The 17,570-nt window shown below is 64.6% G+C and carries 16 protein-coding genes; 3 read left to right on the top strand and 13 right to left on the bottom strand.

Translation table 11 applies throughout. The features are described from left to right. Positions 1-47: 47 nt before the first annotated feature. Together AAHK21_RS25255 and AAHK21_RS25250 are read right to left on the bottom strand one after the other, a co-directional pair. Positions 48-281 carry a hypothetical protein gene (locus tag AAHK21_RS25255; RefSeq protein ID WP_028689390.1) on the bottom strand — a complete coding sequence of 78 codons (234 nt, stop codon included), beginning with the start codon at positions 279-281 and terminating at the stop codon, positions 48-50. 408 nt (positions 282-689) lie between these two features. After that, a complete protein-coding gene (locus AAHK21_RS25250) occupies positions 690-1,448 on the bottom strand; it encodes an RHS repeat-associated core domain-containing protein (protein ID WP_367858722.1) in 759 nt (252 codons plus the stop codon). 107 nt (positions 1,449-1,555) lie between these two features. Here AAHK21_RS25250 and AAHK21_RS25245 point away from each other — a divergent pair, with 107 nt between their 5' ends. After that, entirely contained in the window at positions 1,556-2,188 is a 633-nt protein-coding gene (locus tag AAHK21_RS25245) for a LysE family translocator (protein ID WP_046855231.1), read from the top strand. An 87-nt stretch (positions 2,189-2,275) separates the two neighbouring features. Then, positions 2,276-4,453 carry an ATP-binding protein gene (locus tag AAHK21_RS25240; protein WP_367858721.1) on the top strand — a complete coding sequence of 726 codons (2,178 nt, stop codon included), beginning with the start codon at positions 2,276-2,278 and terminating at the stop codon, positions 4,451-4,453. 43 nt (positions 4,454-4,496) lie between these two features. Here the strand turns inward: AAHK21_RS25240 and AAHK21_RS25235 are convergent, their stop codons facing one another. The 10 genes from AAHK21_RS25235 to AAHK21_RS25190 form a co-directional block, all read right to left on the bottom strand. Then, positions 4,497-6,671 carry an ATP-binding protein gene (locus AAHK21_RS25235; RefSeq protein WP_367858720.1) on the bottom strand — a complete coding sequence of 725 codons (2,175 nt, stop codon included), beginning with the start codon at positions 6,669-6,671 and terminating at the stop codon, positions 4,497-4,499. A gap of 84 nt (positions 6,672-6,755) precedes the next feature. After that, positions 6,756-7,319 (bottom strand): NUDIX hydrolase, encoded by a 564-nt coding sequence (locus AAHK21_RS25230; RefSeq protein WP_094011892.1) that lies wholly within the window; start codon positions 7,317-7,319, stop codon positions 6,756-6,758. Positions 7,320-7,321: 2 nt separating this feature from the next. Next, complete coding sequence (locus AAHK21_RS25225) at positions 7,322-8,074, bottom strand: GntR family transcriptional regulator (protein ID WP_046855235.1); 753 nt, start codon at positions 8,072-8,074, stop codon at positions 7,322-7,324. Between the two features lie 89 nt (positions 8,075-8,163). After that, positions 8,164-8,553, bottom strand: coding sequence for a carboxymuconolactone decarboxylase family protein (locus tag AAHK21_RS25220; RefSeq protein ID WP_367858719.1), 390 nt, complete (start codon positions 8,551-8,553; stop codon positions 8,164-8,166). A 205-nt stretch (positions 8,554-8,758) separates the two neighbouring features. Beyond that, positions 8,759-9,244, bottom strand: coding sequence for a flavin reductase family protein (locus AAHK21_RS25215; protein WP_038706316.1), 486 nt, complete (start codon positions 9,242-9,244; stop codon positions 8,759-8,761). A 12-nt stretch (positions 9,245-9,256) separates the two neighbouring features. Continuing rightward, positions 9,257-10,738 (bottom strand): aldehyde dehydrogenase, encoded by a 1,482-nt coding sequence (locus AAHK21_RS25210; RefSeq protein ID WP_367858718.1) that lies wholly within the window; start codon positions 10,736-10,738, stop codon positions 9,257-9,259. Continuing rightward, complete coding sequence (locus tag AAHK21_RS25205; RefSeq protein WP_367858717.1) at positions 10,735-11,568, bottom strand: alpha/beta fold hydrolase; 834 nt, start codon at positions 11,566-11,568, stop codon at positions 10,735-10,737. Before AAHK21_RS25205 ends, AAHK21_RS25210 begins: the two co-directional genes overlap by 4 nt. Before the next feature lie 68 nt (positions 11,569-11,636). Further along, positions 11,637-12,233, bottom strand: coding sequence for an amino acid synthesis family protein (locus tag AAHK21_RS25200; RefSeq protein WP_023632164.1), 597 nt, complete (start codon positions 12,231-12,233; stop codon positions 11,637-11,639). Positions 12,234-12,466: 233 nt separating this feature from the next. Continuing rightward, positions 12,467-13,510, bottom strand: coding sequence for an LLM class flavin-dependent oxidoreductase (locus AAHK21_RS25195; RefSeq protein WP_367858716.1), 1,044 nt, complete (start codon positions 13,508-13,510; stop codon positions 12,467-12,469). A gap of 73 nt (positions 13,511-13,583) precedes the next feature. After that, on the bottom strand, positions 13,584-14,069 hold the full coding sequence (locus tag AAHK21_RS25190; protein WP_023630914.1) for a flavin reductase family protein: 486 nt from the start codon (positions 14,067-14,069) through the stop codon (positions 13,584-13,586). 316 nt (positions 14,070-14,385) lie between these two features. On the opposite strand from AAHK21_RS25190, the gene AAHK21_RS25185 reads away from it, so the two are divergent. Beyond that, positions 14,386-15,789 (top strand): cytosine permease, encoded by a 1,404-nt coding sequence (locus AAHK21_RS25185; protein WP_367858715.1) that lies wholly within the window; start codon positions 14,386-14,388, stop codon positions 15,787-15,789. A gap of 87 nt (positions 15,790-15,876) precedes the next feature. Here the strand turns inward: AAHK21_RS25185 and AAHK21_RS25180 are convergent, their stop codons facing one another. Further along, a complete protein-coding gene (locus AAHK21_RS25180; protein WP_367858714.1) occupies positions 15,877-17,499 on the bottom strand; it encodes a methyl-accepting chemotaxis protein in 1,623 nt (540 codons plus the stop codon). Positions 17,500-17,570: the final 71 nt, after the last annotated feature.

The following is a 17,570-nucleotide window of genomic DNA, read 5'->3' as shown; positions in this document are numbered from 1 at the left end:
TGTCGCAGCGAGCCGGGACCGCACTGTGGTCCCGGCATTGCTGCCCATCAAACCGTGCGCAAGCGCGCCTTCTCCACCTGTTGCATCTCCACTCCATCGAGCAATGCCTCGACCACCGCCTTGGCCGCATCCAGCCCATGATCATTGCCCAGCAACAGGTCATGGCAGGTGCCGGTCGCCAGTTCCATTGCCTTGAGGTTGGTGGCGAACGCGCCCTTGAGCAGAGTGGACAGGTGCACCAATGCATCTTCGAAGTCCACGCCTTCGCGCACGGCGAACAGGGAAGGGTGGCTGCATTCGCAGTTGCCGAAGCTGGAGTGCGCCGTGGTGGCGCGGGAAGGGGGATCGGGTAAGCCTTTTGTCATTGTGTCGCTCCTTGATTCAATGGAGCCGCCACTCGACGTGACCAAACGAATGGGTGGCGACTGTACGCGGGTTGGTCAACCGGGAATCAAGGAAACCGGCGCGCACGAAGGCGCCCCACGCACAGCCGCCATAGAACGAGACAGCCAGGCACAAAAAAGCGCCAACTGAATCGCAATGCGGCGCTAGTGCGCCTTGATGTTCGCGGGTGACCAAACCCGGCTGCTGGACTTACAGCAGCGCGCAAAGGTTACCGGCGGGCGTCGAGCGATTCAAGGATCAAGATGTAAGCGATTAAAGCAAACGGGAAATTCGGCAACTGCTGGCTAGTTTCTAGAGGCTCTCAGGCTGTCCAACTCGTTGCTCAAATGGTCGATGAGTACTTGGCGTCCTCGTACGTAGGCCTCCAAATGAAGTTCATATTGCTCCAGATGTTGATGCAATGGCTGTCTGATCAGCTGTTGGGCTACTTGCACGAGTTTTTTGCCTTCATCTGCGATTTCTGTGATCAAGTCCTTGCTGCTGGTCAGGATTCCTAGATCGGAGATGGGCGTGATCGACATGGTGTGAGGTGGTTCGATAGTGGCATCAGGCAGTTGAAGAGCGAGGTTCAGTGCATTGGCAGCGGTGATTTCCTTTATTACTCCTCTGTAACGTGGGTTGGTGTTTACAAGGCGCTCCATCTCATTGTGGGATGTGTCTCTTACAAGCGCTTTGATTTTTGCGGGGGAGTGAAACTCCAGGTTGATATTGCGCGGGCCGCGACTGCGTCCACGAGGATCGATGTAGTTAACGGGGTCTGCCTCACAATACGCATAGGCATTGAGGCCACCCGTAGAGAAGGGGCTCAAGCTGTCCGCCGAGTAGAATCTCATCAGCACCGAGCTGTATCCACGATGCCCGTTGCCCAGCAGATAAAGCCCTGTCCATCGATCCCGAATCACGCCATTGAATCCCGGTTGTGAACCAGTCGCGTCGCGAGTTGGATCGTATCCATAGGCCGAATAGGCAAACACACGGCTTGACCCTCGTAACACCGAGCGTGCCAGGTCGCTCGCCAACAAAGCAGTCGAGGATTTGCTCATGGGGGTGCGTACTGTTCAGACATGATCGTTCCACGTTAACGTGCGCCCCTGGCCAGGTGAAACTGGCAAAAATGCCAGATATGGCGCTACCCACAAAAGGACTTGATATGCCCGAACCCTCCAACCTGTTGGCCTTCGCCCTGATCAGCCTGGGCATGGTGCTGACCCCCGGCCCCAACATGATCTACCTGATCTCCCGCTCCATCTGCCAGGGGCGCGGCGCCGGGCTGATCTCCCTGGCCGGAGTGGCCATGGGCTTTGTCTTCTACATGCTCTGCGCAGCGCTCGGGATCACCGCGCTGGTCATGGCCGTGCCGTTCGCCTACGACGCCCTGCGCATCGGCGGTGCGCTGTACCTGCTGTACCTGGCCTGGCAGGCGCTGCGCCCGGGCGGGCGCTCGCCGTTCCAGGTGCGCGAGCTGCCGGCGGACAGCCCCAGGCGGCTGTTCATGATGGGCTTTGTGACCAACCTGCTGAATCCCAAGATCGCAGTCATGTACCTGTCGCTGATGCCGCAGTTCATCGAGCCGGGCCATGGCAGCGTGTTGCTGCAGTCGCTGGTACTGGGCGGCACGCAGATCGCCATCAGCGTCACGGTCAACGCGCTGATCGCGGTCATGGCGGGGTCGATCGCCGTGTTCCTGGCTGGTCGGCCGGTGTGGCAGCAGGTGCAGCGCTGGCTGATGGGCACGGTGCTGGCCGCCCTGGCCGTGCGCATGCTGGCCGAAGGACGCCGTTGATCGCCCGCAACGATCCGATGGAACGTTTTGCCACCGGGCGATTTCTTACCCTCAGAGGAAAGACAACGTGCCCGGGATTACCGCGACATGAAAGCCCGCCAGGAGAGCAAGTCGGTCAACCTGCAACCATTGCCCGGTTTCATGCGCGGCGGTGGCGAAGTCAGCTGCCTGTTGCAGGCAATGGACTGGGGGCATTCGCCATTGGGCCCGCCGGACACTTGGTCCGCTGCGTTGCAGGGCGTGGTGGCGATGCTTCTGAGCGCCCAGGCGCAGATCGTGCTGTTCTGGGGGCCGCAGTACGCCGCGCTGTACAACGACGCTTACTGGCCGACCATCGGTGACAAGCACCCGGGGGCGTTGGGCCAGCCCGCCCAGGCCCATTGGCGCGAACTGTGGGACGACCTGGAACCTTTGTTGCGTGGGGTGCGCGAGACCGGCGTGACCTTTTCCGCCAAGGACCGTCCGTTCTACATCGAACGCCACGGGCCGGGTGAAACGGCGTACTTCGACGTCTCCTATTCCGCCGTGCGCGAGGCCGATGGCGCGGTAGGCGGCGTGCTGTGCATCGTCACCGAGACGTCCGAACGCGTGCATTTCCAGCATCGTCAGGCGTTTCTCCAGGAGCTGCGCCAGGCCTTGCCCAGCCTGGGCCAGGCCGAACGCATCGAAGCTCATGCGGTAAGGCGCCTGGCCAAGGAGCTGGGCGCGGCGCGGGTGTGTTTTGGTGAAGACCTGGGTGATGGACGGTATCGGGTCGGGCAGGAATGGGCCGCGCACGTACCGTCGATCACCGGCCTCAACCAGTACGCTTCCTTGGACCCGGCACTGCGCGAGGCGTTGCTCACAGGCCAGGTGGTGCAGCGCAACTATGCAGCGAACAACAAGGCACCCGCCGGCTTCAAGGGCCTGTGCGCCACGCTGCATGCCCCGGTGCTGCGCGCCGAGCGTCTGGAAGCGATGCTCGCGGTGCATTTCCACACGCCCCATGCGTGGACCAGCAGCGAATGCCTGCTGGTCGAGGAGGCCGCCAGCCAAGTGTGGGCGGCGATCACTCATGCTCGTTCCGAGCGCGCCTTGCATGTGCTCAACGAAAACCTCGAGGAGCGGGTGGCGAACATGCTCACCCAACGCGAGGCTTCGTTGGTGCAACTGCACGAGGCGCGCAAGATGGAGATGATCGGCCAGCTCACCGGCGGCATCGCCCATGACCTTAACAACATGCTCACGCCGATCATCGCCTCCCTGGAACTGCTGCGCCGGCACCCCTCGCCGGAGCGCGCCGAACGCTTGATTGATGGCGGCCTGCAAGGGGCGGAGCGGGCGCGCAACCTGGTCGGGCGGTTGCTCAGCTTCGCCAGGCGCCAGACCCTCAAGCCCGTCAGCGTGTCGTTGGCGGTGCTGGTCGAGGACATGCACGAACTGATGGCGCGCTCCCTGGGGCCGACCATTGTGCTGAAGGTCAATATCGACACGGCACTGCCAGGGGTTCTGGTGGATCCGCACCAGTTGGAGCTGGCCCTGCTGAACCTGGTGGTCAACGCCCGTGACGCAATGGGCGAGGGTGGCCAGCTGACCATCCGCGCTGGTGCCGAGGAAGCCGGCATGCCCAGACCGCCCGGGTTGCAGGGCGGGCACCAGCTGTGGCTGCAGGTGAGTGACACCGGGTGCGGCATGAGCGAGGAGGTGCTGGCGCATTGCGTCGAGCCGTTCTACTCGACCAAAGGGGTGGGCCGGGGCACTGGTCTGGGTCTGTCGATGGTGCAGGGGCTGGCACTGCAGTCCGGCGGTGGTTTCGGTATTCATTCCCGGCCGGGCCAGGGGACCGAGGCGACCTTGTGGCTGCCGGCCAGCGAGAGCAGCGTGGCGGCGCACATGGCCGACCCCGTCGAGGTGCTCCGAGCGCAACGGCCGACCCGGGTGCTGCTGGTGGATGACGAACCCCTGGTGCGCCAGGCTACGCTGATGCAGTTGCAGGCTCTGGGGTACGAGGTGACCGAGGCAGACGGGCCTGTCCAGGCCCTGGCGTTGCTGGGAAAGGGCCTGGTACCCGATGTGCTGCTGACCGACCATGTCATGGCCGAGATGACCGGCGTGCGCTTCGCCCAGCAGGTGCGCGAGCAGTTGGCTGAGTTGCCGGTGCTGATCATCACCGGCTACACCAACCTTGCACCGCGTGAACTGCATGGATTCGGCGTGCTGCGCAAGCCGTTCCGCCAGGATGAGCTGGGGCGCAGCCTGGCACGGTTGCTAGAGGCGCGGGGGTGATTCGAGCGAGCAGGGCGTGTGTGCAAAGCGCTTGACGCGCCGCTCACTGCCCCAGCACGTCCCCCAGCATCCGGCACACCTGCTCGGCCGAATAGGGCTTGGCCAGGAAGGCGAAGCCTTGATGGCCACCTTCGGCAATCGCTTCGCTATATCCGGAGGTGAGGATCACCGGCAGCTGCGGCTGGCTGAGCCGCAGCTCTCTGGCCAGGGCCAGGCCGCCCATGCCCGGCATCACCACGTCGGAGAACACCGCGTCGAACCCGCCCGCCGAAGCGATCTGTGTCAGTGCATCCTCCGCCGAGATCGCCCAACTGACCCGATAGCCATGGTCGCGCAGGATCTGCGCGGTGAAACTGCCGACATCCGGGTTGTCCTCGACCACCAGGATATGCCGGCGCTCGCCATTGGGCGCGAGCGCCGGCAGGGCGGTGCTTTCCTCGACCGCAGCCGGGGCCACCTGGGGCAGATACAAGGTGAAGGTAGTGCCCTGGCCTTCGATGCTGCTGACCCGGACATCGCCGCCCGACTGCTTGACGAAGCCGAACACCTGCGACAAGCCGAGCCCGGTGCCTTGGCCAGCGGCCTTGGTGGTGAAGAATGGGTCGAAGATGCGTTCCAGCAGGTGCGGGGCAATGCCTACGCCGCTGTCGACCACCGAGATGGCCGCGAAAGGCCCGGCCTGGGGTGCCTGGCCACGCGGCGCCGGCAGGTGCTGGTTGGCCTCCAGGCGCAGGTGCAGGATGCCCGCGCCGGCCATGGCATCGCGACCGTTGATCATCAGGTTGATCACCGCGGTTTCCAGTTGGCCGAGGTCGGCGTGCACATGGCAGGGCGTCTCGGGCAGTTCCAGGCTCACCTGGATGCGCGCACCGGTGGCGGTGTCGAGCATCTCGGCCATCGCCTCGAGCCTCGGGCCTGCGTCGAACACTTGTGGGCTGAGCGCCTGGCGGCGGGCGAAGGCGAGCAGTTGCCCGGTCAGCTTGGCGCCGCGGTCGACGGTGTCGGACACGGTCTTGAAATAGCGGCTGCGCCGTTTTTCGTCGAGGTCCGGCCGCTGCAGGAAATGGATGGAGGAGCGGATGATGGTCAGCAGGTTGTTGAAGTCGTGGGCTACGCCCCCGGTCAACTGGCCGATGGCCTCGAGCTTCTGGGTCTGGCGCAGGACCGCTTCGGTGTGCAGCAACTGGCAGGTACGTTCTTCGACGCGCTGCTCGAGGGTGGCATTGAGCGCTTCCAGCGTCGTCATCGCCTCGCGCACCTCGGCGTTGGCCTGGACCCGCTGGATATGCGCCCAGCAGCGTTCGGTCACTTCGCCAAGCAGGGTCTGTTCGTAGCGGGTCCAGGCCCTGGGCCGCTTGTCGTGGATGGCCATCAGCGCCGTCAGGCGGCCCTCCTTGATCAGCGGCATGCAGATGGTCGCGGTGATGCCGATGGCCTGAAAGGTCGCCGACTCGCGGGCCGGCAACTGGCTGAGGTTGTCATCGATCACCAGCGCCTGGCCTGCGCGCAGGCGGCTGACGGCCAGTTCGCCGAAGGCGGCCAGGCGGTACTGGCCGACCAACCGTGGCGAGCCCGGTGCAACCCAGTCGCCACAAATGGTGAAACCGTCCTCGTCGGGCGCCATCACGGCATAGGCGCAACTGGACAATTGCAGGTGCTCGCCCAGCAGGCGGGTGGTGGTGGCCATGATCCGTTCGGGATTGGTGGCGTGGGCGGTGGCCCGGCCGAGGCTGTCGAGGAAGTTCAGGCGGCGGTTGGCGACCACGCTTGCGGTGGTCTCGGTGACCGTGTCGAGCATGCCCACCACGTTGCCGTCATGGTCGCGCACGGGGCTGTAGCAGAAGGTGAAATAGGCGCGCTCCGGGCTGCCGTGGCGCTCGATCACCAGCGGGAAGTCTTCGATGTACACCGCCTCGCCGTCGAGGGCGCGCCGGGCCATGCGGCCGATGTCGCTCCAGGCTTCCTGCCACACTTCGCTGAAGGGGCGCCCGAGGGCCGTGGGCTTGTTGCCGAGGATTTCGCTGAAGGCGTCGTTGTGCAGGGTCAGCAGCGCATCGCCCCAGAGCACGGCCTGGGGGAAGCGCGAGGCCAGGCACAGGGCGACGCTGGTCTTGAGCACGTCGGGCCAGCCGTCCAGTGGCCCCAGGGGCGTGGCCGCCCAGTCGTGGTTGCGGATGCGCGCGGCCATCAGCCCGCCGCCGTCTAGCCATTTCGCCATGAACGTTTGCCGGTCCTTTTGCGTGGGACCATCAGGGTGCACCGAGACGCGACGCTTGGCGAGGGATTTGTATGCGCTATCGCCTCAGCGGATGAAATGCACCTTGCCGGTATCGTCGTTGCCCATGTAGATGCCGTACACCCCGGCCTGGCGCTCGAGGATGTAGCGTTCGAGGATCTGCCGGATCGCCGGGTAGTAGATTTCGTCCCAGGGGATCTGGTCTGGCTCGAAGAAGCGGTAGTCCAGGGTCTCGGGCCCGTACTGGCCGGTCTCCTCGGTGACCACGGCGCGGAAGATGATGTACACCTCGCTGATCTGCGGCACGCTGAAGATCGAGTAGGGCGAGACGATGTCGGCGCGCACGCCGCTCTCTTCCCACACCTCGCGCAGCGCCGCCTGTTCGGTGGTCTCGCCGGCCTCCATGAAACCGGCCGGCAGGGTCCAGGTCCCGGGGCGCGGCGGAATGGCGCGCTGGCACAGCAGGTACTTGCCGTCGCGCTCGATGATGCAGCCGGCGATGATCTTCGGGTTGATGTAGTGGATGTAGCCGCAACCGGCGCAGTGAAGACGTTCGTGGGTGTCGCCGTTGGGGACGCCCCGGGCCAGTTCCGTGGTGCAGTGCGGGCAGTAGCGCGGGGCGGTGGGCATGGTCAGCGGCCTATGCGAGGGTCCTTGAGGGGCAGGGGGGCGACGATATCGCGGACCTTGGCGTTGTCGTCCTGCTTCTGGCGCAGGTAGTCGAGGGCGACCTTGGCGGCGGCACGCACGTGGTCGACCGAGGCCTGGTGGGCGGCCTGGGGGTCGCCACCCTTGATCGCCTCTACGATCTTTTCCATTTCGCGGTTGCTCGCGCCGCGGCGGTTCTCCTGCGACACCGAGGTGGCGCGCAGGTAGCTGATGCGCGCCTGCAGCTGGCGCAGCTGCTGGGCGGCGACCTGGTTGCCCGAGCCTTCGAGCAGCACGTCGTAGAAGCCTTGCACCGAGTCGAGCACCTGTTGCAGCTCGCCGTCCTCCAGGGCCTCGCGGTTGACCTCCAGGGCGCGCTCCAGGGCGCGGATGTCCTTGGCCTTGGCGTTGAGGGTGAACAGTTGCACGATCAGGCCTTCGAGCACGCAGCGCAGCTCGTAGATATCACGGGCGTCTTCCAGGGTGATGATCGCCACCCGAGGCCCCTTGGCGTCGGCGAACTCCACCAGGCCTTCGGACTCCAGGTGGCGCAGGGCCTCGCGCACCGAGGTGCGGCTGACGCCCAGGCGCTCGCAGAGGTCGCGCTCGACCAGGCGGTCACCCGGCAGCAGGTGGAAGTTCATGATCGCGCCGCGCAGCTTGTCGAGCACGATTTCACGAAGGGTGACGGGGTTGCGGTTGACCTTGAAGCTGTCGTCGAGGGGCTGGCGTTTCATCAGGGGCGCTCTTCTATGCGGCTGTTGCGCCAACATCGCGGAATGCCTTGAACCGGGGCATTCCTTGCAGTGGTTCACACAGCCCGCTGTTAACGGGTGGATTGCGCATCGGCTTCGGCGAACGCTTCGCGGGCCAGGCGGAAACTGTCCACCGCCGCGGGCACGCCGCAGTAAATGCCGACTTGAAGCAGGATCTCGCGAATCTGTTCGCGGCTCAGGCCATTACGCAGCGCGCCGCGGATGTGCAGCTTGAGCTCGTGGGGCCGGTTGAGCGCGGAAATCATCGCCAAGTTTATCATGCTGCGCTCTTTGAGCGACAAGCCATCGCGGCCCCAGACGTGGCCCCAGCAGTACTCGGTGACCAGCTCCTGGAGTGGCTGGGTGAACTCGTCGGCGTTCTGGATCGATCGGTTGACGTAGTCTTCGCCGAGCACCTGGGTGCGGATGGCGAGGCCTTTTTCGTATTTGTCGTTGCTCATGGGCCGGGTTCCTGCGTCAGGCGAATAAAAACGGGGGCCGCAACCGAAGGTGAGGGGGTATGCGCGGCCCCCGGAAACTGTTGGGGCTGCTACGCAGCCCTTTCGCCGGCAAGCCGGCTCCCACAGAAAAAACGCCGTCCTGTGGGAGCTGCGGTTCGCCGCTGCGACTTGCCAGCGATTGGGGCGCAAAGCGCCCCTGGGGGTGTCAGCCCAGCGGCGGCAGCGCGCCGAGCTTGCCCTTGTGATAGACCATCGGGGTGACCGGCTGCTCGGGCAGCACCAGGTTCTTCACCTGGCCGACGATGATCGCGTGGTCGCCGCCATCGTATTCGCGCCACAATTCGCACTCGATGATCGCCGTGGCCTTGGTCAGCAGCGGGTTGCCCAGCTCGCTCAATTGCCAGTCGATGCCCTTGGCCTTGTCCTTGCCCTTGCCGGCGAAGGCATAGGCCTCGGCGGTCTGGTCGGCGGACAGCAGGTGGATGGCGAACTGCTTGCTGTCACGCAGGATCGGATAGGTGTCGGAGGCGTAGTTGGGGCAGAACAGCACCAGCGCCGGCTCGATCGACAGCGCGCTGAACGCGCTGGCGGTGATGCCGACGATGCCGCCGTCGGCGTCCAGGGTGGTGACCACGGTGACGCCGGACGGGAACGAGCCCATCACGTCTTTGTAGATGCCAGGTTCGATCATGGTGGCGTTCTCCTAGCGCATCACGAAGGGGTCGGGCATGGGCGCGGTGGACAGGTTGATCCACACCGTCTTCAGCTCGGTATAGGCCAGCACCGAGTCGATGCCGCTCTCGCGGCCGTAACCGCTGTTCTTGAAGCCGCCGATGGGGGCCATGGCCGATACGGCGCGGTAGGTATTGACCCAGATGATCCCCGAGCGCACGTCACGGGCCAGGCGGTGGGCGCGGCCCAGGTCGCGGGTCCAGATACCGGCGGCCAGGCCGAACTGCGAGTCGTTGGCCATGGCCAGGGCCTGTTCCTCGGTCTTGAAGCGGATCACCGCGGCGACCGGGCCGAACACTTCTTCCTGCATGATGGTCATCGAGTTGCTGTCGCACTCGAACAGGGTCGGCTCGTAGAACCAGCCATCGCCTTCGACCTCGGCGCGTTTGCCACCCATGCGCAGGGTGGCGCCCTCGGCCTTGGCCGCGGCCACCAGGCCTTCGATCACCGCCAGTTGCTGGGCGGTGGCGATCGGGCCCATCTCGCTGTTGTCGTCCTGCGGGTTGCCGATGCGGATGCTTTTGGCGCGGGCGATCAGGCGTTCGACGAACTCGTCGAAGATCTCCTCCTGCACCAGCAGGCGCGAACCGGCCACGCAGCTTTGCCCGGAGGCGGCATAGATGCCGGCCACGGCGCCGTTGATGGCGCTGTCCAGGTCGGCGTCGGCGAAGATGATGTTCGGCGACTTGCCGCCCAGCTCCAGCGACAGCTTGGCGAAGTTCTCGGCGCTGCTGCGCACCACGTGGCGTGCGGTGGCGGCGCCGCCGGTGAAGGCGATCTTGCGCACCAGCGGGTGGCGGGTCAGTGCCGCGCCGGTGCTTGGGCCGTAGCCTGTGACCACGTTGACAACGCCAGCCGGGAAGCCGGCTTCCAGGGCCAGGCGGGCCAGCTCGAGGAGGGTGGCGGAGGCGTGTTCCGAGGGTTTGAGCACGATGGTGTTGCCGGCGGCCAGGGCCGGGGCCAGCTTGATCGCGGTGAGGTACAGCGGGCTGTTCCACGGGATGATCCCGGCCACCACGCCGATCGGCTCGTGCACCGTGTAGGCGAACAGGTCCGGCTTGTCCAGCGGCAGGGTGCCGCCTTCGAGCTTGTCGGCCAGGCCAGCGGTGTAGTGGAAGAACTCCGGCAGGTAGCCGACCTGGCCGCGGGTTTCGCGGATCAGCTTGCCGTTGTCACGGCTTTCCAGCTGGGCCAGGTGTTCCTTGTTCTCGGCAATCAGGTCGCCGAGACGGCGCAGCAGCTTGCCCCGGGCGGTGGCAGTGAGGCCGCGCCAGGCCTTGCCTTCGAAGGCGCGCTGGGCGGCTTGTACGGCAAGCTCGACATCGGCTTCGCCGGCATCGGGCAGTTGCGCCCAGGCCTTGGCGGTGGCCGGGTCGAGGCTGTCGAAGGTCTTGCCGCTCTGGGCATCGCGCCATTGGCCGTCGATGCACATCTGGAAACGAACGAGGGTCATGCGACTATCCCCTTGGCGGATTCGGTGAGGGTGCGGGCCTGCCTGAGGAAGTCCAGCAGCATCTTGTTGACTTCGCGCGGTGCTTCCACCGGCATCATATGCCGTTGCTCGGCCAGGACCACGCTCTGCGCGCCGGGAATCCGCGCGGCGAGTTGGCGGGTCATCGCCGGAGTGGAACCGCTGTCGAGCTCGCCGGTGGCGATCAGCGTCGGTACCTGGATGTTGCCCAGGTCGGCTTCGCGGTACATGTCCTGGGTGGCGAACAGCGAGTAGGTGGTGTGGTAGCCCTGCGGGTCGTTGCTTGCCAGGATCTGGCGGATGGCGGCGACCTGGGCCGGGTTGGCGGCCTTGTACTCGCGGCTGAACCAGCGCTCGAGGGCGGCATCGACGTTGGCGTCGGGGCCTTGTTCGAAGGCTTGCGCGGCGCGTGCAATCACCCCGGCGCTCTGCTCGGGGGTACGGTTGAACACGCTGTTGAGTACCACCAGCGCGGCCAGGCGTTGCGGGTAGTTGAGGGCGAAGGCGCGGGCCACCAGGCCGCCCATGGAAAAGCCGATCACGCTGGCCTGGGCGATCTGCAGGTGGTCGAGCAGTTCGGCGAGCTGCTCGGCATAGCCCTCCAGCGGCGTATCGGCGCTGGGCACGCGGCTCTGGCCATGGCCGAGCATGTCGTAGGCGATGACGCGGTAGTCGTTGGCCAGGCCGACGATCTGCCCACCCCACATTTCCTTGTTCAGGCCCACGCCGTGGATCAGTACCACGGGCTGGCCCTGGCCCAGGTCCAGGTAACTGGTCCCGGCCGGTGTACGTTCAGCGACAGGCTGAATCATGGAGGGCGCTCCTTGAAGGTCGGGCGCGGCGGGTATGCACGCCACGCCCAGGCCCGTCTTGGTTGTTGTTATTGAGCGTTGGCCTTTTCGGCAGCCAGTTCTTCCAGGTCGATGTAGCGGTTGCCGATGCGTGGGTGCAGGCGGCCACCGTCGGCGGCGCCCAGCACCACGACGATCTCGTCGGCACGCGGGGCGTCTTCGATCTGCATTTCCAGGGTGATGTAGTGCGAGCGCAGGCCTTCGTCGTCCTTCTGCATCATCGGGATCTGGATCGAGGTGCCGGGGCCGCCGCGCTTGTTGGTGAAGCTCAGGTAGCTCTTGGCCTGCACCGCTTCGCGGTAGTGGTTGCCGAAGCGCAAGGTGTGGATCACCGCCGAGGCGTGCTCGATCTCGCCGTCGGCGCCGACCACGGCGGCCTTGCCGTAGGCCTCGATCTTGTCGGCTCCGCCGATGGCGGCGGTCAGGCGCTCGACCATCAGCGCGCCCAGTGCGGAGCAGTTGGCGCGGATCTCCGGCTTGAGGTCTTCGACGAAACCGCGACCGGCCCATGGGTTCTTGATCACCACGGCCAGGCCGACCATGGTCACCGGCTTGTCGGTGGCCTTGCCGCCTTCGATGCGGGTCTCTTCGGAGTAGGTGACGATCTTGCGGATTTCGAAACTCATGGGGGGCTCCTGGTTAGGGTTATCAGCTCTTGTTGTCTGATGGTATACCATAATATTTGATGTGCAAGAGCCACTCGAAAATTTGTTTCGTCGGGTGACTAAAGGTCGGCTGCTGCGCGGAATTTTGTGGCGTCTGTATTGGCTTGGTCGCGGAATAAAAAAAGCCCGCCCACGTCGGCCACTGGGGCCAACGCGAGCGGGCTGCTTCCCGCAATCGATCAGGCAAAGGGAATTCAGGCGAAGGCCGGCACCACTTCCTTGATGAACAGCTCCAGCGACTTGCGTTTCTCGGCATGGGGCAGGCTGTTGTCGCACCAGAAGCTGAACTCGTCGACACCGAGCTCCTGGTAGTACTTGATGCGCGCAATGATTTCTTCTGGGGTGCCGATCATGGTGTTCTTGCGGATATTCTCCAGCGCGAAGGCTGGCACCTCGGCGAACTTCGATTCCGGGCTTGGCTCGAGGAAGCCGTTGACCGGCACGGTCTTGTTGCCGAACCAGGCATCGAAGGTGCGGTAGAAGCGTGAAATTGCCTGGGCGCCGACCTTCCAGCCGTCCGGCTCGGCCGGGCTGTGCACGTGGGTGTGGCGCAGCACCATCAGTTGTGGGCGCGGCACGTCCGGGTTGTTGTCCAGCGCGGCCTGGAACTTGTTCTTCAGGTCCAGCACCTCTTCGTCGCCCTTCATCAGCGGGGTGACCATGACGTTGCAGCCGTTGGCCACGGCGAAGTTGTGCGAGTCCGGGTCGCGGGCGGCGATCCACATCGGCGGCATGCCCTGCTGTACCGGCTTGGGCACGCTGGTGGAGATGGGAAAGTTGTAGATCTCGCCTTCATGGGCATAGTCGCCTTGCCACAGCTGGCGCACCGCCGGGACCATCTCGCGCAGGGCCTTGCCGCCATCGGTGGCCGGCATGCCGCCGGCCATGCGGTCGAACTCGAACTGGTAGGCGCCACGGGCCAGGCCCACTTCCATGCGGCCATTGCTGATCACGTCGAGCAGGGCGCATTCGCCCGCCACGCGGATCGGGTTCCAGAAGGGCGCGATGATGGTGCCGGCGCCCAGACGGATCTTCTCGGTGCGCGCTGCGAGGTAGGCCAGCAGCGGCATCGGGCTCGGCGAGATGGTGTATTCCATGGCGTGGTGTTCGCCGATCCACACGGTGCTGAAACCGCCGTCTTCGGCCATCAGGGTCAGTTCGGTGAGGTTTTCGAACAGCTGGCGGTGGCTGACCTGCTCATCCCAACGTTCCATGTGCACGAACAGCGAAAATTTCATGGGGCTTTTCCTCGGAGCTTTGTTGTTGTCGCCCGCCGGGGCAGGCGCTCTAAGTGGAATCGGTCGTCAGGGTTCAGGCGAAGGCCGGGAGGCTGGCCATCTTGCCGCGGCAATAGACCATCGGGCGCGGCGCCTCCTGCGGGACGATCAGGTTGTGTACCTTGCCGACCATGATGGCGTGGTCGCCGCCTTCGTATTCACGCCACAGTTCGCATTCGATCACGGCGGTGGCGCCGGCCAGGATCGGGTTGCCCAGTTCGCTGAGGGTCCACTCGATGCCGACGGCCTTGTCCTTGCCTTTTTTCGCGAACGCATACGCCTCGGCCTGCTGTTCACCGGAGAGCAGGTGAATGGCGAAGCGCTTGTTCTTCATCAGTACAGGGTAGGAGTCGGAGCTGTAGTTGGGGCAGAACAGCACCAGCGGCGGGTCCATCGACAGGGAGGAGAAGGCGCTGGCGGTGAGGCCGACGATCGAGCCGTCGTCGTCCAGGGTGGTGATGACGGTCACGCCGGAGGGGAAGGAGCCCAGGACGTGCTTGTAGACGGTTGCGTCGATCATCTCGTGTACCTCTGAAAAGGCTGCGGTGGTCCGCGGTTTTTATCGTTGATGTGTCTGATGGTATACCGTAATACCTATATTGCAAGCGGAATTTTCCGTGCGCTGGAGTTCGCGATAAACGGTGCAAGCCCCGTAATCACTGGTCTTGGTGTAAATATTCGTGTGGCGTGACGGTGCATGGAGCGGATCAGTTGCGCTGAAAATGAGCAGTGCAGTGTTGTCAAACTGTTGGAATACCATAATATGGTCTTCAGCTGAGAGGCCGCCCCGAGCGGTTTCCATACAACGATAAAAACGACCTTTCGAGCTGAATCCTATGTCCCAACCGTCGTCGCAACACCATCTCGTCGAGCAACACACGGTCGATTACGTGCCACCGTCCGAGCGCCATGGGAAGGCGCGCGACCTTTTCACCCTGTGGTTCAGCACCAACATCGCGCCGCTGCCGATCGTCACTGGTGCCATGGTGGTCCAGGTGTTCCATCTGAACTTGCTGTGGGGGCTGCTGGCCATCGTGCTGGGGCATCTGCTGGGCGGGGTGGTGATCGCCCTGGCCTCGGCGCAGGGGCCGCAGCTGGGCATTCCGCAGATGGTGCAGAGCCGCGGCCAGTTCGGCCGCTATGGCGCGCTGCTGATCGTGTTCTTCACCGCATTGATCTACGTCGGTTTCTTCATTTCCAACATCGTCCTGGCCGGCAAGTCGATCCACGGCATCGCCCCCGGCGTGCCGATGCCCGGCGCCATCGTCATCGGCGCCCTGAGCGCCACCGCCATCGGGGTGATCGGCTACCGCTTCATCCATACGTTGAACCGCGTCGGCACCTGGGTGATGGGCTCGGCGCTGCTGGCCGGTTTCATCATGATGTTCGCCCAGGAGCTGCCGGGCGACTTCTTCAGCCGCGGCGCGTTCAACCTGTCCGGCTTCGTCGCCACGGTGTCGCTGGGCATCATCTGGCAGATCAGCTTCTCGCCCTACACCTCGGACTACTCGCGCTACCTGCCCCGTGAAGTCGGCATCGCCAAGCCGTTCTGGGCCACCTATCTCGGTGCCACCCTGGGCACCATCCTGTGCTTCAGTTTCGGTGCGGTGGCGGTGCTGTGCGTGCCGGAAGGCACTGATGCCATGGTGGCGGTCAAACAGGCCACCGGTTGGCTGGGCCCGGTGCTGATGGTGCTGTTCCTGCTCAACATCATCAGCCACAACGCCCTCAACCTCTACGGCGCGGTGCTGTCGATCGTTACCGCGATCCAGACCTTTGCCGCCCACTGGACGCCGAGCATCCGGCTGCGCGTGGTGTTGGCGGGAGTGATCCTGGGGGGCTGCGCCCTGGTGGCGCTGAACGCTTCGGCGGACTTCATCGGCCAGTTCATCGGGCTGATCCTGGCGCTGTTGCTTGTGCTGGTGCCGTGGGCGTCGATCAACCTGGTGGACTTCTACCTGATCAAGCGCGGCGAGTACGACATCGCCTCGATCTTCCGCGCCGATGGCGGCATCTACGGGCGTTTCAACCATCACGCGATCATCGCCTACGCCTGCGGCATCCTGGTGCAATTGCCGTTCGCCAATACGTCGCTGTATGTCGGGCCGTACTCGAACATCGTCGAAGGGGCGGATCTGTCGTGGCTGTTCGGGCTGTTGGTGACAGTGCCGCTGTATTACTGCCTGGCGACGCGGGCGCAGCCGGAAAAGGCGCAGCGGGTGGTCGGCGTCAAATCCTGATATTCGTGCCAACCTCATCGCTGGGCCTGCCCGATCCTGCACAGCCCTTGCAGGAGCAGGCGTGCCCCGCGATGTTCGTCAGGCCGTTCAGACCTTGAACTGCGCGACCAGCCCATTGAGCTCCAGCGCCAGCTGCGACAGGTCCTGGGCCGATGCGCTGGTCTGGTTGGCCCCGGTGGTCGTCTGCATCGCCAGCTCGCGGATATTCACCAGGTTGCGGTCCACTTCCCGGGCCACTTGTGCCTGCTCCTCGGTGGCGCTGGCGATCACCAGGTTGCGCTTGTTGATCGAGGTGATGGTCCGCGAGATCAGCTCCAGAGCCTGACCGGCCGACTGAGCCACCTCCAGGGTACCGCTGGCGCGGCCCTGGCTGCTGTGCATGGCGCTGACCGCCCGTTCTGTGCCGATCTGGATGCCGCCGATCATCTGCTCGATCTCCGCGGTGGACTGCTGGGTACGGTGGGCCAGGGCGCGCACTTCGTCGGCGACCACGGCAAAGCCACGGCCTGCCTCGCCGGCGCGGGCAGCCTCGATGGCGGCATTGAGCGCCAGCAGGTTGGTCTGGCCGGCGATGGCGCCGATCACATCCAGCACGCGGGTAATGTCGTTGGCGCTGTTGGCCAACTGCTCGATCTCTGCGGCGGTGCCGGTGACGTCATCGACCAGGTGCTGGATCGAGGCGAGTGCCTGGTTGACCTGGTCTCGGCCGTCACGGGTGGTCTGGTCCGCGCCTTGGGAAGCTTCGGCCGTGCTCACGGCGTTGCTGGCCACCTCCTCGACGGCGCTGGTCATCTGATTGACCGCAGTGGCGGCCTGGTCGATCTCGGTGCTCTGCTGCAGCAAGCCACGGCTGGTGTCCTCGGTGACGCTGTGCAGCTCCTCCGAGGCCGAGGCCAGGCGGTTGGAGGACGCGGCGATCTTGCCGATGGTGTCGCGCAGGCTTTGTTGCATGCGGCGCAGGGCGTGCAGCAGCAATGCCGGTTCGTCCTGGCCGACGACCACGATCTCGTGGGTAAGGTCACCGGTGGCGACACGTTCGGCCACCCTGACAGCCTCGGTCAGCGGCGCGACGATGCTGCGGGTGAACAGGATGGCGATGGCGATCAACACCAGGATGATCAGAACCATTGAACCGATGATCACGGTGAGCGCCTGATCACTGACCGCGTCGCTACGCTGCGAGGCGGCTTGCGCTCCCTTGTAGTTGTAGGCCACCAGCGTCGCCAGGGTTTCCATCATGCGGTCGGCGCGTTGGATCAATGGGCCATTGATCAGGCGCAGGGCTTCTGTCATCTGGCCGGCACTGAGGTTGCGTAGCACTTCGTGCTGCTGCTGGGTGTAATGTTGGCGTGCCGTGATGAAAGCACTGAACAGGCTGCGGTCCTCGGCGTCGGCAATGGTCTTTTCATAGTCCTTCAGGTCCTGCTGCACCGCTTCCTCGGTGCTATTCAGCAATTTGACGCTGGCATTGTTGTCACCGTCCTGCTCCAGGGCCGCACGCAGTGTCGCTGCGCGTTCCTGGGCGAGGGTACCGGTGATTTCGTTGAGGGCGATTACCGCTGGCAGCCAATTGCCGCGTATTTCGTCGGTGGCATCGTTCATCTGCCGGGTCTCGTACAGCGCCACCAGCCCCATGGCCAGGACCAGGGTTGCCAGCAGGGTGAACAGGCTGGTCGCCCGCTTGCCGATCTTCATGTTTCTCAACAGCATGGGTGTTCCTTGACGTGTGAATGCAAACGTCAAGAGCTTGGGCTGGGGGATGAGCAGGGGGTAGTCGCCAG

It is taken from the genome of Pseudomonas sp. TE50-2, from assembly GCF_040813665.1.
Taxonomy (GTDB): Bacteria; Pseudomonadota; Gammaproteobacteria; order Pseudomonadales; family Pseudomonadaceae; genus Aquipseudomonas; species Aquipseudomonas soli.
This window is presented reverse-complemented; position numbering and strand designations above follow the sequence as displayed.

Coding starts and splice junctions, on each gene's coding strand:
- AAHK21_RS25225 (WP_046855235.1), bottom strand. CDS start 8,074: ATGAAACGCCAGCCCCTCGACGACAGCTTCAAGGTCAACCGCAACCCC.
- AAHK21_RS25250 (WP_367858722.1), bottom strand. CDS start 1,448: ATGAGCAAATCCTCGACTGCTTTGTTGGCGAGCGACCTGGCACGCTCG.
- AAHK21_RS25190 (WP_023630914.1), bottom strand. CDS start 14,069: ATGATCGACGCAACCGTCTACAAGCACGTCCTGGGCTCCTTCCCCTCC.
- AAHK21_RS25195 (WP_367858716.1), bottom strand. CDS start 13,510: ATGAAATTTTCGCTGTTCGTGCACATGGAACGTTGGGATGAGCAGGTC.
- AAHK21_RS25220 (WP_367858719.1), bottom strand. CDS start 8,553: ATGAGCAACGACAAATACGAAAAAGGCCTCGCCATCCGCACCCAGGTG.
- AAHK21_RS25235 (WP_367858720.1), bottom strand. CDS start 6,671: ATGGCGAAATGGCTAGACGGCGGCGGGCTGATGGCCGCGCGCATCCGC.
- AAHK21_RS25200 (WP_023632164.1), bottom strand. CDS start 12,233: ATGAGTTTCGAAATCCGCAAGATCGTCACCTACTCCGAAGAGACCCGC.
- AAHK21_RS25215 (WP_038706316.1), bottom strand. CDS start 9,244: ATGATCGAACCTGGCATCTACAAAGACGTGATGGGCTCGTTCCCGTCC.
- AAHK21_RS25205 (WP_367858717.1), bottom strand. CDS start 11,568: ATGATTCAGCCTGTCGCTGAACGTACACCGGCCGGGACCAGTTACCTG.
- AAHK21_RS25180 (WP_367858714.1), bottom strand. CDS start 17,499: ATGCTGTTGAGAAACATGAAGATCGGCAAGCGGGCGACCAGCCTGTTC.
- AAHK21_RS25240 (WP_367858721.1), top strand. CDS start 2,276: ATGAAAGCCCGCCAGGAGAGCAAGTCGGTCAACCTGCAACCATTGCCC.
- AAHK21_RS25185 (WP_367858715.1), top strand. CDS start 14,386: ATGTCCCAACCGTCGTCGCAACACCATCTCGTCGAGCAACACACGGTC.
- AAHK21_RS25210 (WP_367858718.1), bottom strand. CDS start 10,738: ATGACCCTCGTTCGTTTCCAGATGTGCATCGACGGCCAATGGCGCGAT.
- AAHK21_RS25230 (WP_094011892.1), bottom strand. CDS start 7,319: ATGCCCACCGCCCCGCGCTACTGCCCGCACTGCACCACGGAACTGGCC.
- AAHK21_RS25245 (WP_046855231.1), top strand. CDS start 1,556: ATGCCCGAACCCTCCAACCTGTTGGCCTTCGCCCTGATCAGCCTGGGC.